Raw genomic sequence first — 25433 nt, 5'->3', positions numbered from 1 at the left:
CGGGTAAGAACCCCTCTCGCCCCGCGCGGAGGCATATGTACGTTCGGCCCCATGGTCGGTCATGCGCAATGGAAGCTCTCTCGTGATCGAAAGGTCGCAGAGGGCATCACCGAAAGCCCGGAAAAGATCAAGCGACGCCAGGAGCTCAGGCTCGCCTTCGACCTCGGCCAGGCCGTCTACGACCGCCGGGCCGAGCTCGGCATCTCGCAGACCGAGCTGGCCCGGCGGGCCGAGATGACCCAGCCGCAGATCTCCAAGCTGGAGCTGGGCGGTACGGTGCCCACGCTCCCGCTCCTCGCCCGCCTCGCACGGGCCCTGGACGCGTCGCTCCAGCTGGAGCTGGTCGACGACGTGTCCAACGTGGCGTTCAGGGCGCGTACGACGGCCGCCTGAACCGTGCACCGCCCCGCGCCTCACCCCAGATGCGTCGGCGCGAACATCTTCAGTACCGCGGGCAGCACGACCACCGAGGGGCCCGGCGATGCCAAAGACTTGGCCAGGTCCTCCGTCAGCCTCTCCGGGGACGTACGGACCGCCGGGACCCCGAAGGACTCCGCCAGGGCCACGAAGTCCGGGCGGGTGAGTTCGGTGGCGGTGGCCTCGCCGAAGGCGTCCTCCATGTACTCGCGCAGGATGCCGTAGCCGCCGTCGTCCACGATCAGCCAGGTCACCGGCAGGCCGTACTGCTTGGCGGTAGCCAGTTCCGCGAGCGAGTACATCGCGCCGCCGTCGCCCGACACCGCGAGGACCGGTGTGGTCGGGTCGGCGACCGCGGCTCCCAGCGCGGCCGGGAAGCCGTAGCCGAGGCCGCCCGCGCCCTGGGCGCAGTGCAGGGCTCCGGGCCAGGCGGACCAGGCCCAGTAGGCGAGGATCGTCATGTCCCAGAAGCTGGGGGACGTGGCGGGCAGCGCGGCCCTGACCGAGGCCAGGATCTGCTGTTCGAGGTCCAGGTCCTGGCCCGCGATCCGCTCCGCGACCTTCGCGAGGACCGTGCGTACGGAGTCGGCCGCACCCGGGTCGGTGCGCTCCTCCACCGTTTCGATGAGGGCGGACAGCGCGGCCCTGGCGTCCGCGTGGATGCCGAGCGCCGGGTGGTTGGACTCCAGCTTGCCGAGGTCCGCCTCGATCTGGATGACCCGGCCGCGCGGCTTGAACGTGTGGTAGTTCGAGGAGAGTTCACCGAGTCCTGAGCCGACGACCAGCAGGACGTCCGCCGCCTCCAGGAAGTCCGTGGTGTGCCGGTCCTCCATCCAGGACTGGAGCGAGAGCGGGTGTTCCCAGGGGAAGGCGCCCTTCCCGCCGACCGTGCAGACGACCGGAGCGTCGAGCCGTTCGGCGAGCGCGCGCAGTTTGCCGGCCGCGTCGGACCGTACGACACCGCCGCCCGCGATGATCACCGGGCGTTCGGCGTGCGAGAGCAGATGCGCCGCCACCGCGGTCAGTTCGGGTCGCGGTTCCAGCTCGCGCGGGGTCGCGTCCGGCGCGGTGACCGGCGGCAGGATGGTCTCCGCGAGCAGGACGTCCTGCGGGATCTCCACCCAGACCGGGCCGTGCGGCGCGGTCAGCGCGGACTCCCAGGCCGCCGCGACGGCGGAGGGGATCTGGGACGCCGTACGCACGGTGTGCACCGACTTCACGATGTCGCGGAACGACGCCTGCTGGTCGCGGAGTTCATGCAGATATCCGTGCCGGCCGCCGCCGAGCCCGGCCGTCGGGACCTGGCTGGAGATCGCGAGCACGGGCGCGCTGGCCGCGGCCGCCTCCTGGAGGGCGGCGAGCGAGGTCAGCGCGCCGGGGCCGGTGGAGAGCAGCAGCGGGGCGGCCTCGCCGGTGATCCGGCCGTACGCGTCGGCGGCGAAGCCCGCGTTGTTCTCGACGCGCAGCCCCACGTACGAGAGCGCGGAGCGGCGCAGCGCGTCGAACATGCCGAGCGCGTGCTGGCCCGGCAGCCCGAAGACGGTGGTTGCGCCGAGGCCCTGGAGCGTTTCCACGACGAGGTCGCCGCCGTTGCGCCCGGCCGGAGGGTTCAGTGCGGCGGCGGTCTGTTCGGCGGTGAGCCTCGGGGTGTCGTGGTGGTGGTCGTGCGTCACTTCGCCCTGGCCTCGGCAATCTGGCGCGCCATGATCGTGGTGAGTTCGTACGCCGTGTGGGAGGCGGCGACGGAGGTGATCTCGGCGTGGTCGTACGCCGGGGCGACCTCGACCAGGTCGGCGGAGACCAGGTGGCAGGAGGAGAGCCCGCGGACGATTTCGAGCAGTTCGCGGGAGGTCAGTCCGCCGGCCTCCGGGGTGCCGGTGCCGGGGGCGTGCGCCGGGTCGAGTACGTCGATGTCGATGGAGATGTACAGCGGCCGGTCGCCGATGCGGGCGCGCAGCTGGTCGGTGATCTCGTCCACGCCGCGCCGCATGACGTCGGCCGACGTGACGATGCCGAAGCCCATCTTCGCGTCGTCGTCCAGGTCCTTCTTGCCGTAGAGCGGGCCGCGCGTGCCGACGTGGGAGAGCGCGGACGTGTCGAGGATGCCCTCCTCGACGGCCCGGCGGAAGGGCGTGCCGTGGGTGTACTCGGCGCCGAAGTAGGTGTCCCAGGTGTCGAGGTGGGCGTCGAAGTGGAGCAGCGCGACCGGGCCGTGCCGCTTGGCGACCGAGCGCAGCAGCGGCAGCGCGATGGTGTGGTCGCCGCCGAGCGTCATCATGCGGGCGCCGGTGGCGAGCAGGTCGTCGGCTGCGGCCTCGATGGTGTCGACGGCCTCGTTGATGTGGAACGGGTTGGCCGCGATGTCACCCGCGTCGGCGACCTGCGCGAGGGCGAAGGGCGACGCGTCCTGCGCCGGGTTGTACGGGCGCAGCAGCCGGGACGCCTCACGGATGGCGTTGCCGCCGAAGCGGGCGCCCGGCCGGTAGGAGACACCGGAGTCGAAGGGCACACCGACGACCGCCACATCGGCGGTGCCGACCTCGTCGAGCCTGGGCAGCCGGGCGAAGGTCGCGGGGCCTGCGTACCGGGGGACGCGGGACGAATCGACGGGGCCGCGCGGCTGTTCGGTGCTGCTCATGGGTGTGCCCTTCTTCTCTTTATTTCTGCGCTTTTGGCGCGAGTTCGATGCTTTGTGGGCCGGTGGGAACTTTAACGGTGGGCGGGTACGGAGTCCGAGCCGGATCCGGAGCCGGGCCCGCCCGCAGCTTCCGCACCCGCAGCTTCGGCACCTGTCGCTTCCGTACCCGTCCCGCCCCGCCCCGCCAGCCGCTCCCGCCAGGCCGCGAGCACCGCCGCGTCCGTCGGCTTCGTGGCCAGCGAGACGACGGCGTACACGACCAGGGAGCAGAGCAGCCCGTAGTAGATCGGCTCGTTGGCGAGTGCGCCGTACGCCACCATCAGACCGAGCACGGTGATCCCGCCCGCGGCGACGGACGCCAGCGCCCCCTGCACCGTGCCGCGCTTCCACAGCAGACCGCCCAGGATCGGCACCAGCAACCCGCCGACCAGCAGGTTGTAGGCGACCGTGAGCGCCTCGACGACGTTGTTCAGCGCGATGGCGATACAGATGACCACGATGCCCATGGCGAGGATGAAGGCCCGGTTGCCGCGCACCTCGTCGTGGTCGTCGTCGCGGGCGCTGCCGCCGCCGCGCAGGCCGCGCAGCCGCGACCAGATGTCGTTGTTGGCGACGGTGGCACAGGCGATCAGCGCCCCGGACGAGGTGGACATCACCGCGGCCAGCGCGGCGGCGAGCACCAGTCCTCTGACGCCGATGGGCAGTTCGTCCTTCACGATGGTGGCGAAAGCGGAGTCGGCGCTCGGCAGCTTCGGGTACAGGACCTTGGCCGCCGTCCCGATGACGGCCCCGGCGACCGCGTACACCAGGCAGTACGTACCGGCGACGGTCCCGCCGAGCCGGGCGACCCGGTCGCCGCGGGCGGTGAAGACCCGCTGCCAGATGTCCTGCCCGATGAGCATGCCGAAGGTGTAGATCAGGACATAGGTGAAGATCGTCTCGCCGCCGATGCCCAGCGGATCGAAGTACGAGGTGGGCAGCTCGGCCCTCATCGCGGAGAAGCCGCCGGCCTTGACGATCGCGATCGGCAGCAGCAGAAGCAGCACACCGATCGTCTTGACGACGAACTGCACCATGTCGGTGAGGGTGATCGACCACATCCCGCCGAGCGTCGAGTACGCGACGACGATCGCACCGCCGATGACGATCGCCACCGTCCGGTTCATGTCGAAGAGGACGTCGAAGATCGTGGCGTAGGCGATGGTCGATGTGACGGCGAGCATCAGCGTGTACGCCCACATGACGACGCCGGAGATGACCCCGGCCCGGCCGCCGTAGCGCAGGTCGAGCATCTCGGAGACGGTGTAGACCCTCAGCCGGGCGATGCGCCCGGCGAAGAAGACGCTCAGCGCGAGGAGCCCCAGGCCGATGGTGACGACCATCCAGGCGCCGGAGAGCCCGTACTGGTACCCGAGGCCCACCCCGCCGATGGTGGAGGCACCACCGAGCACGATGGCGGCCATGGTGCCGGAGTACATGGCGGGGCCGAGCCGGCGGCCCGCCACCAGGAACTCGGACTTGGACCTGGCGCGGCGCATGCCCCACCAGCCCATGGCGAGCATGCCCGCCAGATAGGCCACGATCACCGCGTAGTCGACTGCCATGCGCCCTCCCTCATCTCGCGGGGGCGGCCGTCGCGCCCTCTCTCGCGGGGGCGGCCGTCGCGCCTCTGCCATCTGCGCCACTGCGCCCGACTGCTTTCGCACGTTGACCCTAGGTGGCCGGAAAGAGACGTTGAAGTGTACGTTCCCTCCACTGACCTGTTGCGCCGATGGATGGATCATCCATGCCGGATCCGGCCGCTCCACCGACCTCGCCCGTCCAGCTGGCGGACCTGCTGGCCCGCCGCGACCTCGGGCTGCGCCAGGTCGCGGGCCCGCCGGCCGGGGAGGGCAGCGGGACCGCGGTGCGCTGGGTGCACACCAGTGAGATGGCCGACCCCTATCCGTATCTGCTCGGCGGTGAGCTGCTGCTGACCGCCGGGGTGCAGCTCGCCGACGACCCCGACCGGTACGCGGCACGCGTCGTCGCGGCAGGCGGCGCCGCACTCGGCTTCGGCCTGGCGCCGGTCTACGACACGGTGCCGCAGGCACTGGCCGACGCGTGCGACCGCCATGGTCTGCCGCTGCTTGAGGTCCCGACCAGGACGCCCTTCACGGCGGTGGCCCGCGCGGTGTGGGGCCTGATGGCGGAGGCACGCCACCATGAGCTGCGCCGGGTGACCCAGGCCCAGCAGGGTCTGGCAGCGGCGGCGGCCCGCCCGGACCCGGTGCCCGCGGTGCTGCGCCAGCTGGCCACCCGGCTGGGCGGCCGTGCCGCACTGCTCGCCCCGGACGGCACGGCGCTCCAGTCGGCGGGGCGCACGCCGGACCGGGAGGTGGACGGCGCACTGACGGCGCTGGCCCGGGTCGTACGCCGGGGCACACCGGGAGCGGGACCCACCGCCGGCCGGGACACACCAGGAGCGGGACCCACCGCCGGCCGGGACACACCGGGGAAGGGTCCCGGCGCCTCCCGCCCCGCCCCCGCGTCCGCCACCGACACCGTCGGCTCCACGCATCTCGCCGCGTATGCCGTGGCAGGCGGCGAGGGCCTGGTGCTCGGCGTGGCCACCCCGTCACGCGAACCGGGTGACCACACCATCGCCGGAGTCGCCGTCGTCCTGCTCTCGCTGCTCACCGCCCCCCGGCAGGGCGCCGACGAGGCGGCACGCTCATCCGCCCTGGTACGGCTGCTGCTCGGCGCCGCGCCCGCCGGTCTGGCGCCGCTGCTGGGCGACGGCCCCTGGAGGGTGGTGCACGCCCACGGCGCGGGGGCCCCGCCCGCCCTGGGCAGCCCGCTGGTGGACACGTCGTCCGACACCGTACGGATCCTGCTGCCCGCCGACCGCGAGATCGCCCGCCACCCCGGCTGGACCCTCGGGGTGAGCGCCCCGGCCGCGCTGCGGGACCTCCCGGCGGCCGACGCCCAGGCCGAACGGGCCCTGCGCCACGCGGAGGCAACCCGCACCCCGCTGTCCCGGCACGACGCCACGGGCCTGGCCGCCCTCATCGACCCGGCCGAGGCGGCGGCCCACGCCCGCGCCCTCCTCGCGCCGCTGGGCGACCCGCCGCCCGCCGCGCTGCTCGGCACACTGCGCACCTGGCTCTCCCTGCACGGCAGTTGGGACCGTACGGCGGTGGCGCTCTCCATCCACCGCAACACGGTCCGCCAGCGCATCGGCCGCTGCGCCGCCCTGCTCGGCTCGGACCTGGACGACATGGACGTACGGACGGAGCTGTGGTTCGCGCTGCGGCGGGGGTGAGGGTACGAAGAACACCCGCACCCTGCGTGTGCCCATCCCCGAGGTGACCGCCGAGACCTTGCGCAAGGCGCGAGGAGTCCAGAACCGCCACAGCGCATTGGTGCTGGATCTCGCCGACGCGGTGAACGTCGTACTCGCCGAGGCGTACGAGACCGATTGCGTCCTGACCCTGGACCGCCGGGACTTCAGGGCCGTGAGGCCGCTGACCGGCCACCAGGCGTTCCGGCTGCTGCCCGACGGTCCCCGACGCGGCGCACACGGGCCTACCGCACCGGACGCCCGCCCCGCAGCGTGCTCGGTCTCACCCTGGACAGCCCCGGTGACCTCCCGGTAACTTCGACTGAGCAAGCGCTTAGCAGGAGCGGCCGACCGGGCCGACCAGACCCCGGGGCCACGCCAGAACCGCAGAGGAGCCTTCCGTGCGCCGTACCGTTTACAACGAGGACCACGAGGCGTTCCGGGACACCATCCGGGCCTTCATCGAGGCCGAGGTCGTGCCCGTGTACGACGAGTGGCTGGCGGCCGGCCAGGCGCCGCGCGAGTTCTACTACAAGCTCGGTGAGCTGGGGATCTTCGGCATCGAGGTGCCCGAGGAGTTCGGCGGTGCGGGCGAGGAGTCCTTCAAGTTCCAGGCGATCATCTCCGAGGAGTGCGCACGCGCCGGTGTCTCCTTCGGCGGTTCCGGTGTGCACGTCGCGCTCTGTCTGCCGTATCTGAAGGCGTACGCCACCGAGGAGCAGAAGAAGCGCTGGCTGCCCGACTTCGTCAGCGGCGCTTCGATGTACGCCATCGCCATGACCGAGCCGGGCACCGGTTCCGACCTGGCCGGGATGAAGACCACAGCCAAGCTCTCGGACGACGGCACGCACTACGTGCTCAACGGCGCCAAGACCTTCATCACCGGCGGTGTGCACGCCGACCGCGTGATCGTCTGCGCGCGCACGGCCGCCCCGACCCCGGAGGACCGCAGGTACGGCATATCCCTGCTCGTCGTCGACACCAAGTCCGAGGGGTACGCGGTCGGCCGCAAGCTGGACAAGCTCGGCCTGAAGACCTCCGACACCGCCGAGCTCTCCTTCACCGACGTGAAGGTCCCGGTCGGCGATCTGCTCGGCGAGGAGAACAAGGGCTTCTCCTACCTCGGCCAGAACCTGCCGCAGGAGCGTCTCGGCATCGCCGTCGGCGCGTACGCGCAGGCCGCCGCGGCCGTCCGGTTCGCGCAGGAGTACGTCCAGGACCGCACGGTCTTCGGCAAGACCGTCGCCTCCTTCCAGAACACCAAGTTCGAGCTGGCCGCCTGCAAGGCCGAGGTGGACGCGGCCGAAGCGGTCTGCGACCGCGCCCTGGAGGCGCACGACCAGGGCGAGCTGTCGGCGGCCGAGGCCGCTTCCGCGAAGCTCTTCACCACCGAGGTCGCACACCGCGTGATCGACAAGTGCCTCCAGCTGCACGGCGGTTACGGCTACATGAACGAGTACCCGATCGCCCGCCTCTACGCCGACAACCGGGTCAACCGGATCTACGGTGGCACCAGCGAGGTCATGAAGATGATCATCGCGAAGAACATGGGCCTCTAGACCGGCCGGGACAGCCGGCGACAAGCGGCAGAGAACACCTTGTAGAAGGTGCAGAGCTTGTAGAACTTGTAGAAATGGCCCCATGAACCAGGCACTTGAGTCCCTGCTCGATCTGCTCGACCTGGAGCGGATCGAGCAGGACATCTTCCGCGGTCTGAGCCGCTCCGCCGTCGTGCCGCGCGTCTTCGGCGGCCAGGTCGCCGCCCAGGCCCTGGTCGCCGCCGGGCGCACCGTGCCCGACGACAGGACCGCGCACTCGCTGCACGCGTACTTCCTGCGCCCCGGCGACCCGGGCGCACCGATCGTGTACACGGTCGACCGCATCCGCGACGGCCGCTCCTTCACCACGCGCCGGGTGGTCGCCGTCCAGCACGGGCAGCCGATCTTCCACCTCTCGGCATCGTTCCAGACGTACGAGGAGGGGCTCGACCACCAGCTGGCCATGCCGGCCGCGCCCGCCCCCGAGACGCTGCCCACGGCGGCCGAGATGCTGCCCCGGTACGCGGACCGCTTCCTGGAGCCGGGGGTCGTGGACCGGCTGATCGAGGCGCGCGCCGCGGTCGATCTGCGGTACGTGGACGCCCCGCCGTTCGGCAGCGTCGGCACCCCGCGCGAGCCGCGCTCGCAGGTCTGGTTCCGCACGAACGGCAAGCTGGCGGACGACCCGCTGCTGCATGTCTGCCTCGCGACGTACGTCTCCGACATGACGCTGCTCGACTCGGTGCTGCTGGCGCACGGCCGGGGCGGCTGGGCGGTCGGCGACGTGGTAGGCGCCAGCCTGGACCACGCGATGTGGTTCCACCGCCCGTTCCGGGCCGACGAGTGGCTGCTGTACGACCAGGAGTCCCCGTCGTCGTCCGGTGGCCGCGGCCTCGGACAGGCCCGGATCTACACCCAGGACGGGCAGTTGGCGGTCACGGTGATCCAGGAGGGCGTGATCCGGGTCCCGAGGTGAGGGCCCGGAGACCCTGGGCCCCGGGGGCGGGTCGGCAGCCGTCAGGGCACCCGGGGCGGATCAGCAGGCGCCAGGCACCCGGTCGGGTCGGCTACTGCCCTTCGGGCCGCAGTGTCTGGTTTCCGGAGTGCACGTCGAAGTCCCCGACGTACCACTTCCCGTCGATCCGGTCGGCCATCACCTTGGCCGTGAAGGACTTCGGGTCCACGTTGTGCGAGCGGGCCAGGATGCTGGCCCGCAAGGACTTCCCGTCGACGGTGATCTTGGCCGTAGGAACGACGGCCTTGTCGGCCTTGGGCGTGGGCGCGTCGACCTTCACGGTCGGCTTGCCGGAGGCGTTCTGCGGTGTGAACGCCTTGCTCATGGCGTTCAGACCGGGGGCCATCTTCTTCAACGTCGCCGCGTCGCACATCTGGGGAGTCGTAGCCTTCGGCGCCGAATCGCTACCGGGCGCCGCGGAGAGCAGACACGCCTGCTTCGCGTCCTTCTCGATGATCGCGCCGACCCAGGCACCGACGGCGGAGGACACGGTGGACTGGCTGCCCTTCTGCGCACCGGCACCGGCACCGCCACCCGCCGAGCCGCCAGAGCTGTCCGTCGGGCTTCCCGACGGGGAAGGACTGTCGCTGTGCGAGGCGGAGGAGGAATGCGAACCGCCCGAACACGCCGCCACGAGCGGCACCGCCGCCAGCAACGCGGCCGCGGCTGCGTAGCCCATCCCCCTCTTACCGGACTCTGGTCGTGTCATGGGTCGTGTCATGACTCTCTGCTCCTCACACGGTGTTGCGCCCGGCTGGTTGCCCATCGGTGAGTACAAGCCGGGCGGGGGGCGAACGGCTGCGCCAAACGCTACAGCGTCGGTGTTTGCGGAGGCACACGCGGAGCGGTCCGTAACCGGTCTTCATCGCAGGTGCGCTCGTAGATCCCGCAAGCACGGCTCGATGCCGCATCAGGGCCACTACGGGGAACCCAAGTTGTGTCCCAGTGATAGGGCTGGCTCGTCGGGGAAGCCGGATGAGTCAGGCTCCGGTGGAGGCGCCTGGGGTCTGCGGTGCGTGTGGTGGGCGAGGAGCAGCCCGAGAGGGACCGAGAGCACGACCCAGGCCCCGAGGACGATGAACGTGGTGGTCATACGACTTCTTTGCGTCTCGTGGAGGTTCTGAGCAGATCTGGAGGGGTGTTACCGCCCTTCGGGGAACTATGCACGTGGCATGAATCACACAAGCGCCAGAAGCTTTCACATGACAATAATTGCCGTACAGCAACAGGCATTTACAAGGGCCCATGCGGATCTGAGGCAGCTATCGAAGGTTCCATGTATCAAACTCCTTCATTAACGCTCAGTTAGATCAGTTACTCGCAGCCAGTATTGACGGAACGTTAGCTTCCGTGAGTTATCTGTGATGAGCATGTGACGACGTGCCAGGGGGCGCGTCGTCACATGTGGGGACGGCCTCAGCCCAGCCGAACTCGCTGTCGCAACCGACGGTTCGGAAAGCATCGGAACTGGAGGAGATTCCGGCAAGTGCTCCGCAAGCGCTAAGTGCACCTTCTGAATTCGAGCCGGAAGGAAAATAATGCGAGCACTGCTGCTGGCCCAGAGCGACCGCCCCGACGGCCCTTCCTGGACCCCGTATGCAGCGATCGGGATATTCGTCTTCTTCGCGATCATCATCGCTGTGGCGTACATCAAGAGGCGCAGCTAACCCGAGGGGGAGGCTGGGCAACCCTCCTCCTCAATATTATTCGAATCTTCGAATCAAACAGAATTCTTGACCATCGGGTCGACTAGCGCAATACTGGAGAATCCTTTACGTGACTGGATTCCTGTATTAGTTCCCCACTTTGCGATCGATGCCTTAAGTAACTGCCGCACTGAAAAAGGCGGAATTACCGGGCCACAGAACTCCTACTTTTTTGTCGGCGGCACCTATCTGCCCCAGGCAACGGAAACCGAAACGCTTACGCTGACGACAAGCTTATCAACAACACCAACCCTACGGGCACAAAAACCTGGGAACTCTCAGCAGAAATCTGTGTTTTCGGCTGCAAGAATCAGGCATTTAAGTTACGGCGGGTCACATGGTCTGCAAACCACAGGAACTCGCAGCAAGTGTAAATCATGAATAGCGAAAGAGAAGAGAATGAACCTCTCATCCGCCGATCCTGATGGTTTCGGACATCTCTTGCTCACTCTGGCACCACTGATATTTCTTGTTCTGCTCGTATGCGCTGGTGTAATTTTCTTGCTATATCGATCCAAGAAACGTCGAGGACCGCACTGAGCGGCCCCTGACTCCAGATAAGTCCGGGCGCCGAGAGTGAGAATTCAGCCCAGGTTTATACCTACGGCTGAATCCAACACAATCTTCCAGGGGTAGTCAGCCGATTAGGATTTTAGAGGTTCCGAACTCTCCCTCTTGTCGGCTCATGGCGGGCCACCCCTACGGGAGAAATGAAACTCCGGTCTACCGGTGCCGAGCCGATAAAGGCCCGACACCGGTAGACACCCTTACCGAGGCACCTTGGAAGGACGCAAACAATGAAAGCACCAGAGAGAAACTACATAATTTTCATCCTGATCATACTGGCGATAGGATTTGGTTCGATTCTCGAAGGTTGGGCAGGAGGAGGGTCACGCGGAGGGATGTTTATAGGGCTGGGAATTTTCATGCTGGCATCTGCGGGATTTTTGATTTATTCGTACATCAAGCGAACAAACCAAAGTGACCGTTTGTGAGACAATTTACTGCTGCGACAGCTCGGTATCCGTAGCTCCCGAGAAATATTTTGGATCTGCCGAGAGCATTAAAAAATGACCCACCCGCTGTCTCTGTAGGTCCCGCTGTCTCTGTAGGTGTTGATGAGCCGTGCCGGACGCGCTCACTGCTTAGGTCAGGGTCAGTTGACTCCATCTTTTTCGGGTAAATAGTCGAGGAGACCAAAATGCGCAGAAGGGGTAAGAAGGGGGCCTTTACCACAATAGTCGGCACAGCCGTGACGACTGCCGTCCTCGGGGTAACAGCTACGGCTGTAGGGCTGCTCGATGGCACCCTTGCCCAGGCGGCTCTGCTCTTCGCCGGCGCGGGCCTCTTGGGTGGCCTCGTGATCGTCGTTTTCGCCACTACCAGAACCGATGATTCTTACGACGGCTAACATCATGAGTTGATCTGGCGGTGGGTGATCAGGCAGCAGGCGAGCTTGAGGGAGACTTCGTGGATGTCGACTCGGCAACTCCCGGCGGATGCGGAGGTGTTTGAAGTCGTGGAGCCGGTCCACGGTGCACTCATGGCGGGAACAACCCGACGAATCGCCTCCACGATGGTGCTCCTCGCGCTCGCCCTCATGGGGTGCTCCCGGAGCGAAACAGTTCGGCCGAAGAGTCATGAGACGATCACGCACAAGCAGGCTGTTGCTCGTGCGGAGCAAATTGTCCGTGAGACCGTCGACGAGCTCACACCCAGGCCAAGGCTGGAAATCTACCAGCCCGGCTCTGCCGATACTCAGTGCCTGGACCCCACCGACGGGGGTTCGGAGAAGCGCCTTGTGGTCTCACGTGGTTATTGGCTGCGCGGGATCAGCAAGGCTGACAACCGGAGTATCGGGCAGCAGATTCTCCGGCTGTGGAAGAAGAAGGGCGACCTGATCACATCAACCACCGAGATCGGTACAGACAGGCCAGAAATCCATGGCGGCAGCAAACCGGACGACTTCCTTATCGCCCTTGAGCCCAGCGACAACGGATGGTTGTCGATCGGTGTCTCGTCGCCCTGCATCTGGCCGCAGGGGACACCACCGCCTTCGAATTGAGAAATACGGCGCGTCTGCCCACCGGGCAGACTGCACCAAGCGCCGCCCCTCACGCCCCAGTCAGCCGCCCAGCCCCGCCGCATCGAGCAGATACGCCGTCATCGGGTCGTAGAAGCGCGGGTCCATGACGTGGTCGTCCAGGGGGATCGTGACCTGGAGGGTGCCCTCGGCCTCGGCCAGGAACAGGGCCGGGTCGTTGCAGTCCGCGTAGCCGATCGAGTCGAGGCCGCGCTGGCCCGCGCAGCCTGCCCAGCCGTGGTCGGCCACGACCAGGTCGGGCAGCGGTCGGCCGGCGCGCTCCAGGCCGTCGAGGATGGCGCGCATCGGCTCGGGCGAGTGGGTGTGCCAGAGGGTCGCGCCGCGCTCCAGCATGGCCACGTCGGCGAACTGGAAGACCATGCCCTCGTCGGCGCTGAGCCCGCCCGGGATCCGTACGATCTCGCAGCCCGCCGCACGTAGCGCGTCGGCCGTCGCCCGGTGGACGTCGAGGAGGCCCCCCGGGTGGCCGGTGGCGAACAGCACGCTCTCGTTGCCCTCGGCGGCCTTCCGCAGTCGGGCGGCCATCCGGTCCAGGGCGTCGACCGTCAGCTCCGGGTCGATGGTGTCCTGGCCCTGCCGGTGGCCGGGGTCGTCGTTGACGCCGCAGCGCTCGGCCATGACGGCGAGTACGTCCTGCTCGTCCGCCCAGCGGTCACCGAGTTCGAGCCCCAGCCAGAAGTGCCGGTCGCCGTTGGAGAGCTTGCGGTAGTGGGAGAGGTTGTTCTCCCGGGGCGTGGCGACGTTCCCGGCGATGCGGGTGCGGACGAGGTGGTCGACGAGTTCGGCGCGGCTGGGTATCGGCATGAGCCCATTGTGCCGTCAGGGCTTCTCCCCGTCAGTCCGGTATCGGGGGCGACACCTCGGTGTCGGCGGCGGGCGGGGGCGTGGCGACGACGACGGACAGTGCCGGCCGGCCCCGCTCACCCGCTCCGGCGCGTACGTCAGCCCGCCGCCGGAGTCCGGTCCGGGGCCGCGCCCGCCACTTGCTCCGGTGCCTGGTCATCCAGCGCCTCGAAAGCCCCGTGGGCCAGGCGGCGCAGCAGTACCCCGGTGGCGGTACGCCCGGGGAGGCCGCCGGTGCCGAGGTGCGGGGTGGAGTTCAGCAGGCCGAAGACGGCGTGCACGGCCGCGCGGGCCTCCTGCTCCGGGGTGTGCGGGTACAGCTCGCGTACGACGGTCACCCACAGCTCGACGTACTGCCGCTGAAGCCTGCGGACCGCCTTGCGGTCGCTGTCGCGCAGCCGGTCCAGCTCCCGGTCGTGGACGGTGATCAGCGGGCGGTCGTCAAGCGCGAAGTCGATGTGCCCGTCGATCAGCGAGGCCAGCACCGCCGCCGGGCCTCCCACGGCCTGCCCGGCGCGCATCCGGCCGCCGTCGAGCAGCCGCTCGCTGATCCCGACGAGCAGCTCGGCGAGCATCGCGTCCTTGCCCGCGAAGTGGCGGTAGAGGCCGGGGCCGCTGATGCCCACCGCCGCCCCTATCTCGTCGACGCCCACGCCGTGGAAACCGCGCTCGGCGAAGAGGCGCGCCGCCTCCTTGAGGATCTGCTCGCGCCGCGTCGGGGCGTCCGTCCTGCTGCTCATGGCTCCATTCTAGACAGCGGGGTTAGCGAGCGTTAACCTGACCGCAGGAGTTAACGATCACTAACCGCCCGGACCGGGTAGGGATGGTCGGACCGAACCGATCAACCCAATCGGTGAGAACTCGGTCAGAGAAGCACCAGAAGAGAAACCAGAAGAGAACACGAGCGAGCAGAGGGGGCCCGACCCATGCGGCAGGCACCAGTCCTGACGAGCGCGGCCGATCCCGCTTCGGAGGCCTGGCAGGCCAACGAGGCGGCGCACGGAGCGCTCGCCGACGAGCTGCGGACCAGGCTGGCCACCGCACGCCTCGGCGGCGGCGAGAAGTCGCGGGCCCGCCATGTGGCGCGCGGGAAGCTGCTGCCGCGCGACCGTGTGGACACCCTGCTCGACCCCGGCTCGCCCTTCCTGGAACTGGCACCGCTGGCCGCCGACGGCATGTACGGCGGATCGGCGCCCGCCGCCGGGGTCATCGCCGGTATCGGCCGGGTGAGCGGCCGCGAGGTGGTCGTGGTCGCCAATGACGCCACGGTCAAGGGCGGCACGTACTACCCGATGACCGTGAAGAAGCATCTGCGCGCCCAGGAGGTGGCCCTGGAGAACCGGCTGCCCTGTGTCTACCTGGTCGACTCGGGCGGCGCCTTCCTGCCCATGCAGGACGAGGTCTTCCCCGACCGTGACCACTTCGGCCGGATCTTCTACAACCAGGCCCGGATGTCGGGCGCGGGCATCCCGCAGATCGCCGCCGTGCTCGGCTCCTGCACCGCGGGCGGCGCGTACGTCCCTGCGATGAGCGACGAAGCGGTGATCGTCCGCAACCAGGGCACGATCTTCCTCGGCGGCCCGCCGCTGGTGAAGGCCGCGACCGGCGAGGTCGTCACGGCCGAGGAACTGGGCGGCGGCGAGGTGCACGCGCGGACCTCGGGAGTCACCGACCACCTCGCCGAGGACGACGCGCACGCGCTGCGCATCGTCCGGACCATCGTCTCCACCCTGCCCGAGCGCACCCCGCTCCCCTGGTCCGTGGAGCCGGTGGAGGAGCCGGCGGTCGACCCGGCCGGGCTGTACGGCGCGGTGCCGGTCGACTCCCGTACGCCGTACGACGTACGGGAGGTGATCGCCCGGATCACGGACGGCTCCCGGTTCGCCGAGTTCAAGGCGGAATTCGGTACGACGCTGATCACCGGCTTCGCCCGGATCCACGGCCATCCGGTCGGCATCGTGGCCAACAACGGCATCCTCTTCGCCGAGTCCGCCCAGAAAGGCGCGCACTTCATCGAGCTGTGCGACCAGCGCGGCATCCCGCTGCTCTTCCTGCAGAACATCTCCGGCTTCATGGTCGGCCGTGACTACGAGGCGGGCGGCATCGCCAAGCACGGCGCCAAGATGGTGACGGCGGTGGCCTGCACCCGGGTGCCGAAGCTGACGGTGGTCGTCGGCGGGTCGTACGGCGCGGGGAACTACTCGATGTGCGGGCGGGCGTACTCGCCGCGCTTCCTGTGGATGTGGCCGAACGCCAAGATCTCCGTGATGGGCGGCGAGCAGGCCGCTTCCGTCCTGGCCACGGTCAAGCGCGACCAGCTGGGCGACGACTGGAGCGCCGAGGACGAGGAGGCGTTCAAGGCCCCGGTCCGCGCCCAGTACGAGCAGCAGGGCAACGCCTACTACGCCACGGCCAGGCTCTGGGACGACGGGGTGATCGACCCGCTGGAGACCCGCCAGGTCGTCGGCCTCGCGCTGACCGCCTGCGCCAACGCCCCGCTGGCCGAGAAGGACCGTACGGCGCCCGGCTACGGCGTCTTCCGGATGTGATGGGTGTGGCTCGTGTGGCGGATGCGAGGGGTGTGGCAGACGTGACGAGGGTGGCGAATGCGGTGACGACGGCAGATCTGATGAGGGTGGACATGTTCGACAGCGTTCTGATCGCCAACCGGGGCGAGATCGCCGTACGCGTCATCCGTACGCTGCGGGAGCTGGGCATCCGCTCGGTCGCCGTCTACAGCGACGCGGACGCCGACGCCCGGCACGTACGGGAGGCGGACACCGCGGTCCGGCTCGGTCCGGCGCCCGCAGCCGAGAGCTATCTCTCGGTGGAGCGGCTGCTGGACGCGGCGGCGCGCTCCGGCGCGCAGGCGGTCCATCCCGGGTACGGATTCCTTGCCGAGAACGCGGAGTTCGCGCAGGCGTGCGCCGATGCGGGCCTGGTCTTCATCGGGCCGCCCGCCTCCGCGATCTCCCTGATGGGCGACAAGATCCGGGCCAAGGCGACGGTGCGGGCGGCAGGGGTCCCGGTGGTCCCCGGCTCGTCGGGCAGCGGCCTCTCGGACGCCGAACTGGCCGCTTCCGCACGGGAGATCGGGATGCCGGTGCTGCTGAAGCCGTCGGCGGGCGGCGGCGGCAAGGGCATGCACCTGGTACGCGACGAGGCGCTGCTCGCCGACGAGATCGCATCGGCCCGGCGCGAGGCCCGGTCCTCGTTCGGCGACGACACCCTGCTGGTGGAGCGGTGGATCGACCGTCCGCGCCACATCGAGATCCAGGTACTCGCGGACGCCCACGGGAACGTCGTGCACCTCGGTGAGCGCGAGTGCTCCCTCCAGCGCCGCCACCAGAAGATCATCGAGGAGGCGCCGTCGGTCCTGCTGGACGAGGCAACCCGGTCCGCGATGGGCGAGGCGGCGGTCCAGGCCGCGCGCAGCTGCGGGTACACGGGCGCGGGCACGGTGGAGTTCATCGTCCCCGGCAACGACCCCTCCTCGTACTACTTCATGGAGATGAACACCCGTCTCCAGGTCGAGCACCCGGTGACCGAGCTGATCACCGGTATCGACCTGGTGGAGTGGCAGCTGCGGGTCGCCGCCGGAGAGCAACTGCCATACGGGCAGAAGGACATCACGCTCACCGGGCACGCCATCGAGGCGCGGCTCTGCGCTGAGGACCCGGCCCGCGGCTTCCTGCCGTCCGGCGGCACGGTGCTGGCGCTGCGCGAGCCGCAGGGCCATGGCGTACGGACCGACTCGGGCCTCAGCGAAGGGGTGGAGGTCGGCAGCCGCTACGACCCGATGCTGTCGAAGGTCATCGCGTACGGCCCCGACCGCCCCACCGCGCTGCGCAGGCTGCGGGCGGCGCTGGCCGGCACGGTCACGCTGGGCGTCCCGACCAACGCGGGCTTCCTGCGGCGACTGCTCGCCCATCCGGCGGTGGTGGCGGGCGAGCTGGACACCGGTCTGGTGGAGCGGGAGGCGGACGGTCTGGTGCCGGACACCGTGCCGCCCGAGGTGTACACGGCGGCGGCCGCGGTAAGGGCCGCCCGGCTGGCCCCCGGGCCGGACGCCTCCGGCTGGACCGACCCGTTCTCGGTGCCGAGCGGCTGGCGGCTGGGCGGCGACCCGCTGCCGGTGGCGCAGTGGCTCCAGATCCCCGGGCACGAGGCGGTACGGGCCGGTGGCTCGGGCCGGGTCACGCCGGACACGGTGTCGGTCACGGTCGACGGGACCGTGCACACCTTCCACCGCGCCGGGGACTGGCTCGGCCGGGACGGCGACGCCTGGCACGTCCAGGACCACGACCCCGTACAGACCACGCTGGACGCGGCGGCCGGGCGGGGCGGGGCCGGTTCGCTCACCGCGCCGATGCCGGGCACTGTCACCCTGGTCAAGGTCGCCACCGGGGACGAAGTAGTAGCCGGTCAGGGCCTGTTGGTGGTCGAGGCGATGAAGATGGAGCACCTGATCACCGCACCGCACGCGGGCACCGTCACGGAGCTGGACGTCGCCCCCGGCACGACGGTCGCGATGGACCAGGTGCTGGTGGTCGTGACACCGGCCGACGCCCTGGACGTCCCGGCCGCGAGTCCGGCAGATGTCCCGGCGGGGACCCCCGCCGACGTCCCGACCGCGGCCCCGGCCGATGTCCTCCCGGGCAGCATCCCGGTCGGCGACCAGACCGGCGACCCGACCGGCGCCCCGGCCGGAATCCCGCAGGAGGAGTCATGACCGACGGTCTGCCCATGCCCGTACCGGCGGAGGGGCTGCCGCCCCGGGTCCGTATCCACGAGGTCGGTGCGCGCGACGGGCTGCAGAACGAGAAGACGGTCGTACCGACCGAGGTGAAGGCGGAGTTCATCCACCGCCTGGCGGCGGCGGGCCTGACGACCATCGAGGCCACCAGCTTCGTCCACCCGAAGTGGGTGCCCCAACTGGCCGACGCCGGGCAGCTGTTCCCACAGCTCGACGACATCCCGGGGGTGGACCTGCCGGTCCTGGTGCCCAACAGCCGGGGCCTGGACCGCGCCCTGGAGCTGGGCGCCCGGCGGATCGCGGTCTTCGGCAGCGCCACCGAGTCCTTCGCCAAGGCCAATCTGAACCGCACGGTGGACGAGTCGCTCGCCATGTTCGAACCGGTCGTCGCGAAGGCCCGCGACGCCGGGCTCCAGGTGCGCGGCTATCTCTCGATGTGCTTCGGCGACCCCTGGGAGGGCCCGGTCCCGGTCGACCGGGTGGTCGCGGTCACCCGGCGGCTGCGGGACCTCGGCTGCGACGAACTGAGCCTCGGCGACACCATCGGAGTGGCGACACCAGGCCACGTACGGGCCCTGCTCACCGGCCTCAACGAGGCGGGCGTCGGCACCGACGCGCTCGCCGTGCACTTCCACGACACCTACGGCCAGGCGCTCTCCAACACGCTGGCCGCGCTCCAGTACGGCGTGACCACGGTGGACGCGTCGGCGGGCGGCCTCGGCGGCTGCCCGTACGCGAAGTCCGCCACCGGCAATCTCGCCACCGAAGACCTCGTCTGGATGCTCGAAGGACTCGGCATCGAGACCGGTGTCGACCTCGGCCGCCTCACCGCCACCAGCGTGTGGATGGCCGGACAACTGGGCCGACCCAGCCCGTCCCGCACCGTACGCGCCCTCTCCCACCAGGAGCAGTAACGATGGACCACCGACTCAGCACCGAACACGAAGAACTCCGCCGCACGGTCGAGGCGTTCGCGCACGATGTGATCGCCCCCAAGATCGGCGACTTCTACGAGCGCCACGAGTTCCCGTACGAGATCGTCCGCGAGATGGGCCGGATGGGCCTGTTCGGGCTGCCGTTCCCGGAGGAGTACGGCGGGATGGGCGGCGACTACCTCGCCCTGGGCATCGCCCTTGAGGAGCTGGCCCGCGTCGACTCGTCGGTGGCGATCACCCTGGAGGCAGGCGTCTCGTTGGGCGCGATGCCGGTCTTCCTCTTCGGCACCGACGAGCAGAAGCGTGAGTGGCTGCCCCGGATGTGCTCGGGCGAGATCCTGGGCGCCTTCGGCCTGACCGAGCCGGAGTGCGGCTCGGACGCGGGCGGCACCCGCACCACGGCGGTGCGCGACGGAGACGACTGGGTGATCAACGGCTCCAAGTGCTTCATCACCAACTCCGGTACGGACATCACGGGCCTGGTCACGGTCACCGCGGTCACCGGCCGCAAGCCGGACGGCCGCCCGCGCATCTCCGCGATCATCGTCCCCTCGGGCACCCCCGGTTTCACGGTGGCGGCCCCGTACTCCAAGGTCGGCTGGAACGCATCGGACACCCGTGAGCTGTCCTTCTCGGACGTACGGGTCCCCGCGGCGAACCTGCTCGGTGAGGAGGGCCGCGGTTACGCCCAGTTCCTGCGCATCCTCGACGAGGGCCGGGTGGCGATCTCCGCCCTGGCGACGGGCCTCGCGCAGGGCTGCGTGGACGAGTCGGTGGCGTACGCGAAGCAGCGCCACGCCTTCGGCCGCCCGATCGGCGACAACCAGGCCATCCAGTTCAAGATCGCGGACATGGAGATGAAGGCCCACACGGCCCGCGTCTCGTGGCGCGACGCGGCCTCGCGGCTGGTGAGCGGCGACCCGTTCAAGAAGGAGGCGGCGCTGGCGAAGCTGTACTCCTCGACGGTGGCGGTGGACAACGCCCGCGAGGCGACCCAGATCCACGGCGGGTACGGCTTCATGAACGAGTACCCGGTGGCCCGGATGTGGCGCGACTCCAAGATCCTGGAGATCGGCGAGGGCACGAGCGAGGTCCAGCGGATGCTGATCGCACGGGAGTTGGGGCTGCCCTCGGGCTCGTGACGGGGTCCTGTGGTGCGGCCGGTGTGCCGGGGAGGCCGGTCACCCGACCTGGTCGACCCGCACACCGAACGCCGTCTCCAGCCGCTCCCGGCCCGTGTCGGTGAGACGGACGACGCGGCGGTACTTTCCACGGCGGAGCCAGTCGAGCGCCAACAGGCGGCCGGTGATCGCGGCACCGAGTGCCCCTGCCAGGTGGTGGCGCTGTTCGGACCAGTCGACGCAGTAGCGGACCGTGGCGCGCCGCCGGGGCAGGGCATCCACGTCGACGCCGACGATGCCGAGTTCCCGTCGGCCTCGGGGCGTGAGCAGATAGCTGACGTCCGTGGAACCATCACCGCGCTGTGTCTCATCGGCGGTGAGAACGGCCTGCTCCAGCAGGGCGTCCATCAGGGCGACTCCGAGGCGTCCGGCCAGGTGGTCGTAGCAGAGCCGGGCGCGCAGCAATGCCTTCGCCCGAGTGTCCGCGCTGAGCGAGTTCGGTGGCAACGGGCGTGCCAGGCGGGCGAGTTGTTCGAGTGCACGGGCGACATCGGTGGTGGCCAGCCGGTAGTAGCGGTGGCGTCCGTCCAGCTCGACGGTCAGCAGCCGGGCCTCGCGGAGCCTGGCGAGATGGCGGCTGATGGTGGAATTGCTGACCCCGGCCTCGGCTGCGAGCGCACTGGCCGGAAGAGCGCCGCCACTCGCGAGGGCCATCAGCACCTTGGCCCGGGAGGGGTCGCCGATCGCCGCCGCGACATGCGCCACATCTGTTTCGGTACGGGCCTTGTCCATGTCGTCCAGGGTATGTCGAGGACGTTTCGCCCATGGGCGTAATGATCCGGCACCACACTGGCCGTATGGCGACAAACGATCGGCCGGCGGATGAGCCGGCGGGCAGAGCGCGGCACGCGGCACTGCCCCTCGTGGCCATCTGCCTCGGCTACTTCATGGTCATCCTGGATGTCACGGTGGTCTCCGTGGCCGTACCGGTCATCGGCACCGCCCTGCACACCTCGGTGACCGGGCTGCAGTGGGTGGTGGACGGCTACAGCGTGGTGTTCGCCGGGCTGCTGCTGTTCTGCGGCGGGCTGGGTGACAAGCTCGGCGGCAGGTCGGTCGTCCTGGTCGGACTGCTGGTCTTCACACTCGCCTCCGCGGGCTGCGGCGCCGCTCCCACCGCGTCGGGGCTCATCCTTGCGCGGCTGGTGCAGGGCATCGGAGCGGCGCTGATGGTCCCGGCTTCGCTGGCGCTGCTGAAGTCCGCCTATCCGGACAAGGCCGCACGCGCACGAGCTTTCGGCGTCTGGGCTGCGGTCTCCGGTCTCGCCGCGGGGGCCGGGCCTGTCGTCGGCGGTGTCCTCGTCGCCGGGTTCGGCTGGCGGTCCATCTTCCTCGTCAACATCGTCGTCGGGGCGGTCGCGCTCGCCCTGACCGTGCGGTACGTACCGTCCACGCACACCCGGACCGCCCGCTCCGCCGCCCGGCCGGGACTGGACGTACTGGCGCAGGCCGCGATGGCCGTGGGGCTGGCCTGCCTCACCGGCGGGCTCATCGAGGCGGGGGCGCTGCACTGGACGCACCCCGTCGTCCTCGGCGCCTTCGCGGCGTCCCTCGCGGGCGGCCTGGCCTTCGTCCTGCTGGAGCGGCGTTCCATCGCGCCGATGCTGCCCCTCTCGCTCTTCCGTAGCAGGGACTTCAGCGCGTCGGTGGCCATCGGCGTGCTGCTCAACATCGGTTTCTACGGGCTGCTGTTCCTCGCCCCGCTGTACTTCCAGCGGATGCATCACTACAGCGCCCTGCGCACCGGGTTCGCGCTGCTGCCGCTGGTGGGGGTCGTCGCCCTCTCCTCCGCTGTGGCGGGACGGATCACGGCACGCACCGGGCCGCGGCTGCCCATGGTGGCGGGTCTGACGGCGGGAGCCGCGGGCCTGGCAGGCTGGCTTGTCGCCGGTCCGCAGACGTCGTACCCGGCGCTGGTCGCCCCGATGGCTGCCGCGGGATTCGGCACCGCGTTCACCATGCCGGCCTCCACTGCGGCGGTGATGGAGACCGTTCCCGACAGCCGCGGCGGGGCTGCGGCCGCGGCCTTCAACGCCGCACGCCAGCTCGGCAGCGCCATCGGCGTCGCGGTCTTCGGCACGCTGGTCGCGGGAGATTTCCTGGGCGGCCTGCACACCGCGGTGTCGGTGGGGGCAGCAGGTTTCGTGGCCGCCGCGGTGGTCGCCGCCCTGTTCGTACGGGGCTCCGCCGATGGGCGGGGCACACAGACGTGAAGGTCAGTGCTTCAACTCACCGCACTGGACGCCTGATACGAACGTGGCCCAGGCGCGCTGCCCAAGCACCAGCGCCGGGCCGTCCGGGTTCTTACTGTCCCGGACGGGGATGACGCCGGGGAATCCGGGGGCCACCTCTACGCAGTCGCCGCCGTTGTTGTCGCTGTAGCTGCTCTTGACCCACATCAGCCGCTCCATGTTGAGACGAACACCGCCCAGGCCGCCCGCTCGAAGACCATGACCGGGCCGTCCGGGCGCTTACTGTCCCGGACGGGGACGACGCGGGCGAATCCGGGGGCCACCTCTACGCAGTCGCCGCCGTTGGCGCCGCTGTAGCTGCTCTTCACCCACGTCGCCGCGCTGAGGTCGTGCCTGTTCATGGCTCCCGTACCCTTCCATCACTTCACTGATCAGAGCAGCGGACTCCTGAGCCGACAAGATGTCTGCCCTGAGCACATCATAGGTCTGCCTGTGCCGCGCGAAGACGGCCGGATCGTCGGTGAAATGGCCCCGGTCCAGGGATTCCGAGTAGACCCACTCGTGCCCGTCGGAAAGCCTGATCAAGGACATGGAGGTGTCGGGCCGCCCGAGTTCCGGCACGCCGGCCGGAACAATCTGGATGCGGATAGTGGGGTGCCGTCCGACTCCCAGGAGGTGAGCGCATTGATCACGCATGACGGCTGTATTTCCCATCACGTTACGTAGGCAGCTCTCATCGAGCGCGGCGACGTACAAAGGCGCGTCCGGAGCAAGGAAACGCGCCTGCCTGCTCATTCGTGCCTTCACAAGCTTCTCGACTTCCTCGGTGTCCGCGACTCGACGGCAATACAGCGCCCTGGCGTACTCCTCGGTCTGCAACAGGCCCGGCATGACCTGAGTTTGGTAGGCGTGCAGCGAGACCAGCTCGGCATCCATGTCAGCCCTGCGCTGGAACCAGTCCGGATGCTCCACCTCCGCGTACCAGTCGATCCGTTCCCACATGCGGGACAACACCCCGCCGGTGTTGAGTCGCCGGTCGCACTTCTCCGCGAAATCCCGCTGCGGCACCCGCGTGCCCGCCTCCACGCGTGCCACGTGCGAACGGTCGCACGGGATCTCGCGCGCCAGCCCCTCCTGCGTGAGCCCCGCCGCCTCGCGGAAGTGTTTGAGCACCTCACCGAAGACTGCCGCCGTGGTCGCGGCCGTACCCCCCGCCGCGTTCCGTCGATTCACGCCGTCCCCCTCCGCGCTTCGTGACAGTTGCCCAGTGGCACGCGATCAGCATTGCGTCCGCTCACTCCAGCGGGCAACGCTTTCCCTACGCACAGTAGTTGGCGGACCAGGCCACGCGAGCGCAAACGAACAAATCAGCAGAAATAGCCTACGGAGTGACATATGGCACGGCAGGCGGACGAGGCGGCAGGGGTGACGCCTCCGGCGCGCGGGGCGCTCGTCTACGACCCGGCGACAGGGCGGGTCGGGGAGTTCCGGGAGAACGTGGCGTACGCGACACTGCGCCCCCTGGGCGGCGGACCCGTGTGGCAGGCCGACCCGGAGCACATCCGTCCGGCCACCCCGGCGGAACGGATCAGCGCCGGGGTGCGGGCCGCCAACGACCGCACCCGGGACGCGTCGGCCCTGCCCCGTTTCGACGTGGGCCGCCCGCCGCTCCCCGTACCGGGTTGCGAGACCTGCGCGGATCTCGCCGGGCAACGTGACCGCGCCCGCGCGCGGTTCGACGGCAGCGCGGAGACCGACTCCAGTGTGCTGCTCCGGCGTCACCAGGAGCAGGAGCACCGCACATGAGCCGTCACGCCCGCCGCCCGGATCGGCGCGCACGGCGGACGGACGGCTGGAAAGTGACGTCGGACGGTGCGTTCTGGGGCGGGGTGCTCATGGTCGGCAGCGTCGGTGGTCTGCTGGCCGTGATCGCCGTGGCGATGACGGCCCGCCAACCCGCGCCCTGAGCCGCTATCCCCACCCGCGGCCCCAAGGGACCTCACCAAGAGGCCAGCCTGGACGATGAAGCAGGCCGAGACATCCGTCGCCCGTCCGTCGCCCTGATCGCCGTCAGAGTTTTCGGTCCGCCCGCGGCGAGCTTGTCGATGAGCCGGGAGACGGTCGGATCGGAGTCCACCGGCCCGAACACGGCCGGCAGCATCCCGACATCCGCGAGGCAGTCCCCGCCCAGTGCGACCGTCAGGGCCACGTTCAGCAGGATCCTGCCCGGATCATGCAACGCCCGGAGACGCCACCACGGCGAGAGCGCCGCCGATATCGCGGTGTCCCGGCCGCTCTTGCGGACGGTCTCGACCAGCAGCGCTCCTCCGGCCCGGGAGCCACCGACCGGCCACCGCCCTTGATGCGGACATGTGGATAGAAACCGATACGCTGCTTTACCTGATGAGTGCTTCTTACATGCGACGCCCTGGACTCTAGACAAGCCCTATCGTTGCAGGTCAGGAGCGTTCTTCGCGTTTCCGATCATGTATCGGACACCCAGTCGCAGAAAGCCCGAGGTCAGTCACTCCCTTTCCGGTTGTCGACCACCAGGCCATGTGGGTGGCGGGCGACGCGGTCCACGAAGGCAACCCGAAACTTGTGGACCGCGCTGGAGGAGCGCGACACCGGCTACGGTCACCTCATGACAGCCTCACCTGCCCACCATGCCCTTGATTGCCCTTGCTCCGCAGTTGGGTTGACCCCCTCAGGAGCGGAGCCCGGGGGCGCTGCCGAGAACCAGATATGACGGCTTCTCGTCGCCCGGGGCGCCTTTCGCATGGGGA

The 25433-nt window shown here is 69.5% G+C and carries 25 protein-coding genes and 3 pseudogenes; 15 read left to right on the top strand and 13 right to left on the bottom strand.

Annotation, left to right across the window (positions count from 1 at the left end):
• The first annotated feature begins 51 nt into the window (after positions 1-51).
• Complete coding sequence (locus ACFXBC_RS15705; protein WP_385023808.1) at positions 52-393, top strand: helix-turn-helix domain-containing protein; 342 nt, start codon at positions 52-54, stop codon at positions 391-393.
• A gap of 20 nt (positions 394-413) precedes the next feature.
• On the opposite strand, the gene ACFXBC_RS15700 is transcribed toward ACFXBC_RS15705, so the two are convergent.
• From ACFXBC_RS15700 to ACFXBC_RS15690, 3 genes are all read right to left on the bottom strand, one after another.
• Positions 414-2090, bottom strand: coding sequence for a thiamine pyrophosphate-binding protein (locus ACFXBC_RS15700; protein WP_385023806.1), 1677 nt, complete (start codon positions 2088-2090; stop codon positions 414-416).
• Positions 2087-3055, bottom strand: a complete 969-nt coding sequence (speB, locus tag ACFXBC_RS15695) for an agmatinase (RefSeq protein WP_385023804.1) — start codon at positions 3053-3055, stop codon at positions 2087-2089. Before speB ends, ACFXBC_RS15700 begins: the two co-directional genes overlap by 4 nt.
• A gap of 71 nt (positions 3056-3126) precedes the next feature.
• Positions 3127-4659 (bottom strand): sodium:solute symporter, encoded by a 1533-nt coding sequence (locus ACFXBC_RS15690; protein ID WP_385023802.1) that lies wholly within the window; start codon positions 4657-4659, stop codon positions 3127-3129.
• 182 nt (positions 4660-4841) lie between these two features.
• Between ACFXBC_RS15690 and ACFXBC_RS15685 the strand changes: the two genes are divergently transcribed.
• The 4 genes and pseudogenes from ACFXBC_RS15685 to ACFXBC_RS15670 all read left to right on the top strand — a co-directional run bounded on the left by ACFXBC_RS15685 (position 4842) and on the right by ACFXBC_RS15670 (position 8891).
• Positions 4842-6359 carry a PucR family transcriptional regulator gene (locus ACFXBC_RS15685; RefSeq protein WP_385023800.1) on the top strand — a complete coding sequence of 506 codons (1518 nt, stop codon included), beginning with the start codon at positions 4842-4844 and terminating at the stop codon, positions 6357-6359.
• A gap of 25 nt (positions 6360-6384) precedes the next feature.
• Positions 6385-6597 (top strand): annotated as a pseudogene (locus tag ACFXBC_RS15680) (VapC toxin family PIN domain ribonuclease); the annotation flags it as partial.
• A gap of 181 nt (positions 6598-6778) precedes the next feature.
• On the top strand, positions 6779-7936 hold the full coding sequence (locus ACFXBC_RS15675; RefSeq protein WP_385023798.1) for an acyl-CoA dehydrogenase family protein: 1158 nt from the start codon (positions 6779-6781) through the stop codon (positions 7934-7936).
• An 82-nt stretch (positions 7937-8018) separates the two neighbouring features.
• A complete protein-coding gene (locus tag ACFXBC_RS15670; protein ID WP_385023796.1) occupies positions 8019-8891 on the top strand; it encodes an acyl-CoA thioesterase in 873 nt (290 codons plus the stop codon).
• A gap of 91 nt (positions 8892-8982) precedes the next feature.
• On the opposite strand, the gene ACFXBC_RS15665 is transcribed toward ACFXBC_RS15670, so the two are convergent.
• Positions 8983-9609, bottom strand: coding sequence for a hypothetical protein (locus ACFXBC_RS15665; RefSeq protein ID WP_385023794.1), 627 nt, complete (start codon positions 9607-9609; stop codon positions 8983-8985).
• An 859-nt stretch (positions 9610-10468) separates the two neighbouring features.
• Between ACFXBC_RS15665 and ACFXBC_RS15660 the strand changes: the two genes are divergently transcribed.
• Together ACFXBC_RS15660 and ACFXBC_RS15655 are read left to right on the top strand one after the other, a co-directional pair.
• Positions 10469-10597 (top strand): hypothetical protein, encoded by a 129-nt coding sequence (locus ACFXBC_RS15660; RefSeq protein WP_385023792.1) that lies wholly within the window; start codon positions 10469-10471, stop codon positions 10595-10597.
• An 836-nt stretch (positions 10598-11433) separates the two neighbouring features.
• A complete protein-coding gene (locus ACFXBC_RS15655) occupies positions 11434-11631 on the top strand; it encodes a hypothetical protein (protein WP_385023790.1) in 198 nt (65 codons plus the stop codon).
• 161 nt (positions 11632-11792) lie between these two features.
• On the opposite strand, the gene ACFXBC_RS15650 is transcribed toward ACFXBC_RS15655, so the two are convergent.
• Complete coding sequence (locus tag ACFXBC_RS15650; RefSeq protein WP_385023788.1) at positions 11793-12053, bottom strand: hypothetical protein; 261 nt, start codon at positions 12051-12053, stop codon at positions 11793-11795.
• A pseudogene (locus ACFXBC_RS15645) lies at positions 12050-12161 on the bottom strand (IS5/IS1182 family transposase); the annotation flags it as partial. The gene ACFXBC_RS15650 and the pseudogene ACFXBC_RS15645, both read right to left, overlap by 4 nt.
• Before the next feature lie 18 nt (positions 12162-12179).
• Between ACFXBC_RS15645 and ACFXBC_RS15640 the strand changes: the two are divergent.
• Positions 12180-12701: a hypothetical protein gene (locus ACFXBC_RS15640; RefSeq protein WP_385023786.1), complete on the top strand. Its 522-nt coding sequence runs from the start codon at positions 12180-12182 to the stop codon at positions 12699-12701.
• 60 nt (positions 12702-12761) lie between these two features.
• Here ACFXBC_RS15640 and ACFXBC_RS15635 read toward each other — a convergent pair whose 3' ends face one another.
• Both ACFXBC_RS15635 and ACFXBC_RS15630 read right to left on the bottom strand, forming a co-directional pair.
• Positions 12762-13544, bottom strand: coding sequence for a phosphatase (locus ACFXBC_RS15635; RefSeq protein WP_385023784.1), 783 nt, complete (start codon positions 13542-13544; stop codon positions 12762-12764).
• Positions 13545-13681: 137 nt separating this feature from the next.
• Positions 13682-14323, bottom strand: coding sequence for a TetR/AcrR family transcriptional regulator (locus ACFXBC_RS15630; RefSeq protein WP_385023782.1), 642 nt, complete (start codon positions 14321-14323; stop codon positions 13682-13684).
• Positions 14324-14509: 186 nt separating this feature from the next.
• Here ACFXBC_RS15630 and ACFXBC_RS15625 point away from each other — a divergent pair, with 186 nt between their 5' ends.
• The 4 genes from ACFXBC_RS15625 (at position 14510) to ACFXBC_RS15610 (ending at position 20416) form a co-directional block, all read left to right on the top strand.
• A complete protein-coding gene (locus ACFXBC_RS15625; RefSeq protein WP_385023780.1) occupies positions 14510-16132 on the top strand; it encodes a carboxyl transferase domain-containing protein in 1623 nt (540 codons plus the stop codon).
• Positions 16133-16224: 92 nt separating this feature from the next.
• Positions 16225-18315: a biotin carboxylase N-terminal domain-containing protein gene (locus ACFXBC_RS15620; RefSeq protein WP_385023778.1), complete on the top strand. Its 2091-nt coding sequence runs from the start codon at positions 16225-16227 to the stop codon at positions 18313-18315.
• Positions 18312-19253 (top strand): hydroxymethylglutaryl-CoA lyase, encoded by a 942-nt coding sequence (locus tag ACFXBC_RS15615; protein WP_385023776.1) that lies wholly within the window; start codon positions 18312-18314, stop codon positions 19251-19253. The genes ACFXBC_RS15620 and ACFXBC_RS15615 overlap by 4 nt, the downstream gene beginning before the upstream one ends.
• A gap of 2 nt (positions 19254-19255) precedes the next feature.
• Positions 19256-20416 carry an acyl-CoA dehydrogenase family protein gene (locus ACFXBC_RS15610; RefSeq protein WP_385023774.1) on the top strand — a complete coding sequence of 387 codons (1161 nt, stop codon included), beginning with the start codon at positions 19256-19258 and terminating at the stop codon, positions 20414-20416.
• Positions 20417-20455: 39 nt separating this feature from the next.
• Here ACFXBC_RS15610 and ACFXBC_RS15605 read toward each other — a convergent pair whose 3' ends face one another.
• A complete protein-coding gene (locus ACFXBC_RS15605) occupies positions 20456-21187 on the bottom strand; it encodes an ArsR/SmtB family transcription factor (protein WP_385023772.1) in 732 nt (243 codons plus the stop codon).
• Between the two features lie 65 nt (positions 21188-21252).
• Here ACFXBC_RS15605 and ACFXBC_RS15600 point away from each other — a divergent pair, with 65 nt between their 5' ends.
• Positions 21253-22668 (top strand): DHA2 family efflux MFS transporter permease subunit, encoded by a 1416-nt coding sequence (locus ACFXBC_RS15600; RefSeq protein WP_385023770.1) that lies wholly within the window; start codon positions 21253-21255, stop codon positions 22666-22668.
• A gap of 3 nt (positions 22669-22671) precedes the next feature.
• On the opposite strand, the gene ACFXBC_RS15595 is transcribed toward ACFXBC_RS15600, so the two are convergent.
• Genes ACFXBC_RS15595 through ACFXBC_RS15585 form a run of 3 tightly spaced genes read right to left on the bottom strand, consistent with a single transcriptional unit; the run spans position 22672 to position 23880 of the window.
• Positions 22672-22854 (bottom strand): DUF397 domain-containing protein, encoded by a 183-nt coding sequence (locus tag ACFXBC_RS15595; RefSeq protein WP_385023768.1) that lies wholly within the window; start codon positions 22852-22854, stop codon positions 22672-22674.
• Positions 22854-22970 (bottom strand): DUF397 domain-containing protein, encoded by a 117-nt coding sequence (locus ACFXBC_RS15590; protein ID WP_385023766.1) that lies wholly within the window; start codon positions 22968-22970, stop codon positions 22854-22856. The genes ACFXBC_RS15595 and ACFXBC_RS15590 overlap by 1 nt, the downstream gene beginning before the upstream one ends.
• Entirely contained in the window at positions 22927-23880 is a 954-nt protein-coding gene (locus ACFXBC_RS15585; RefSeq protein ID WP_385023764.1) for a Scr1 family TA system antitoxin-like transcriptional regulator, read from the bottom strand. Before ACFXBC_RS15585 ends, ACFXBC_RS15590 begins: the two co-directional genes overlap by 44 nt.
• 162 nt (positions 23881-24042) lie before the next feature.
• Here ACFXBC_RS15585 and ACFXBC_RS15580 point away from each other — a divergent pair, with 162 nt between their 5' ends.
• A complete protein-coding gene (locus tag ACFXBC_RS15580) occupies positions 24043-24453 on the top strand; it encodes a hypothetical protein (protein ID WP_385023762.1) in 411 nt (136 codons plus the stop codon).
• The gene (locus ACFXBC_RS15575; RefSeq protein WP_385023760.1) at positions 24450-24614 is read left to right on the top strand and encodes a hypothetical protein; all 165 of its coding nucleotides are present in this window, start codon (positions 24450-24452) and stop codon (positions 24612-24614) included. Before ACFXBC_RS15580 ends, ACFXBC_RS15575 begins: the two co-directional genes overlap by 4 nt.
• Before the next feature lie 89 nt (positions 24615-24703).
• On the opposite strand, the pseudogene ACFXBC_RS15570 reads toward ACFXBC_RS15575, so the two are convergent.
• Positions 24704-25035: pseudogene (locus ACFXBC_RS15570) on the bottom strand (transposase); the annotation flags it as partial.
• Between the last annotated feature and the right edge of the window lie 398 nt (positions 25036-25433).

This window comes from Streptomyces sp. NPDC059398 (genome assembly GCF_042751845.1).
GTDB lineage: Bacteria > Actinomycetota > Actinomycetes > Streptomycetales > Streptomycetaceae > Streptomyces.
This window is presented reverse-complemented; position numbering and strand designations above follow the sequence as displayed.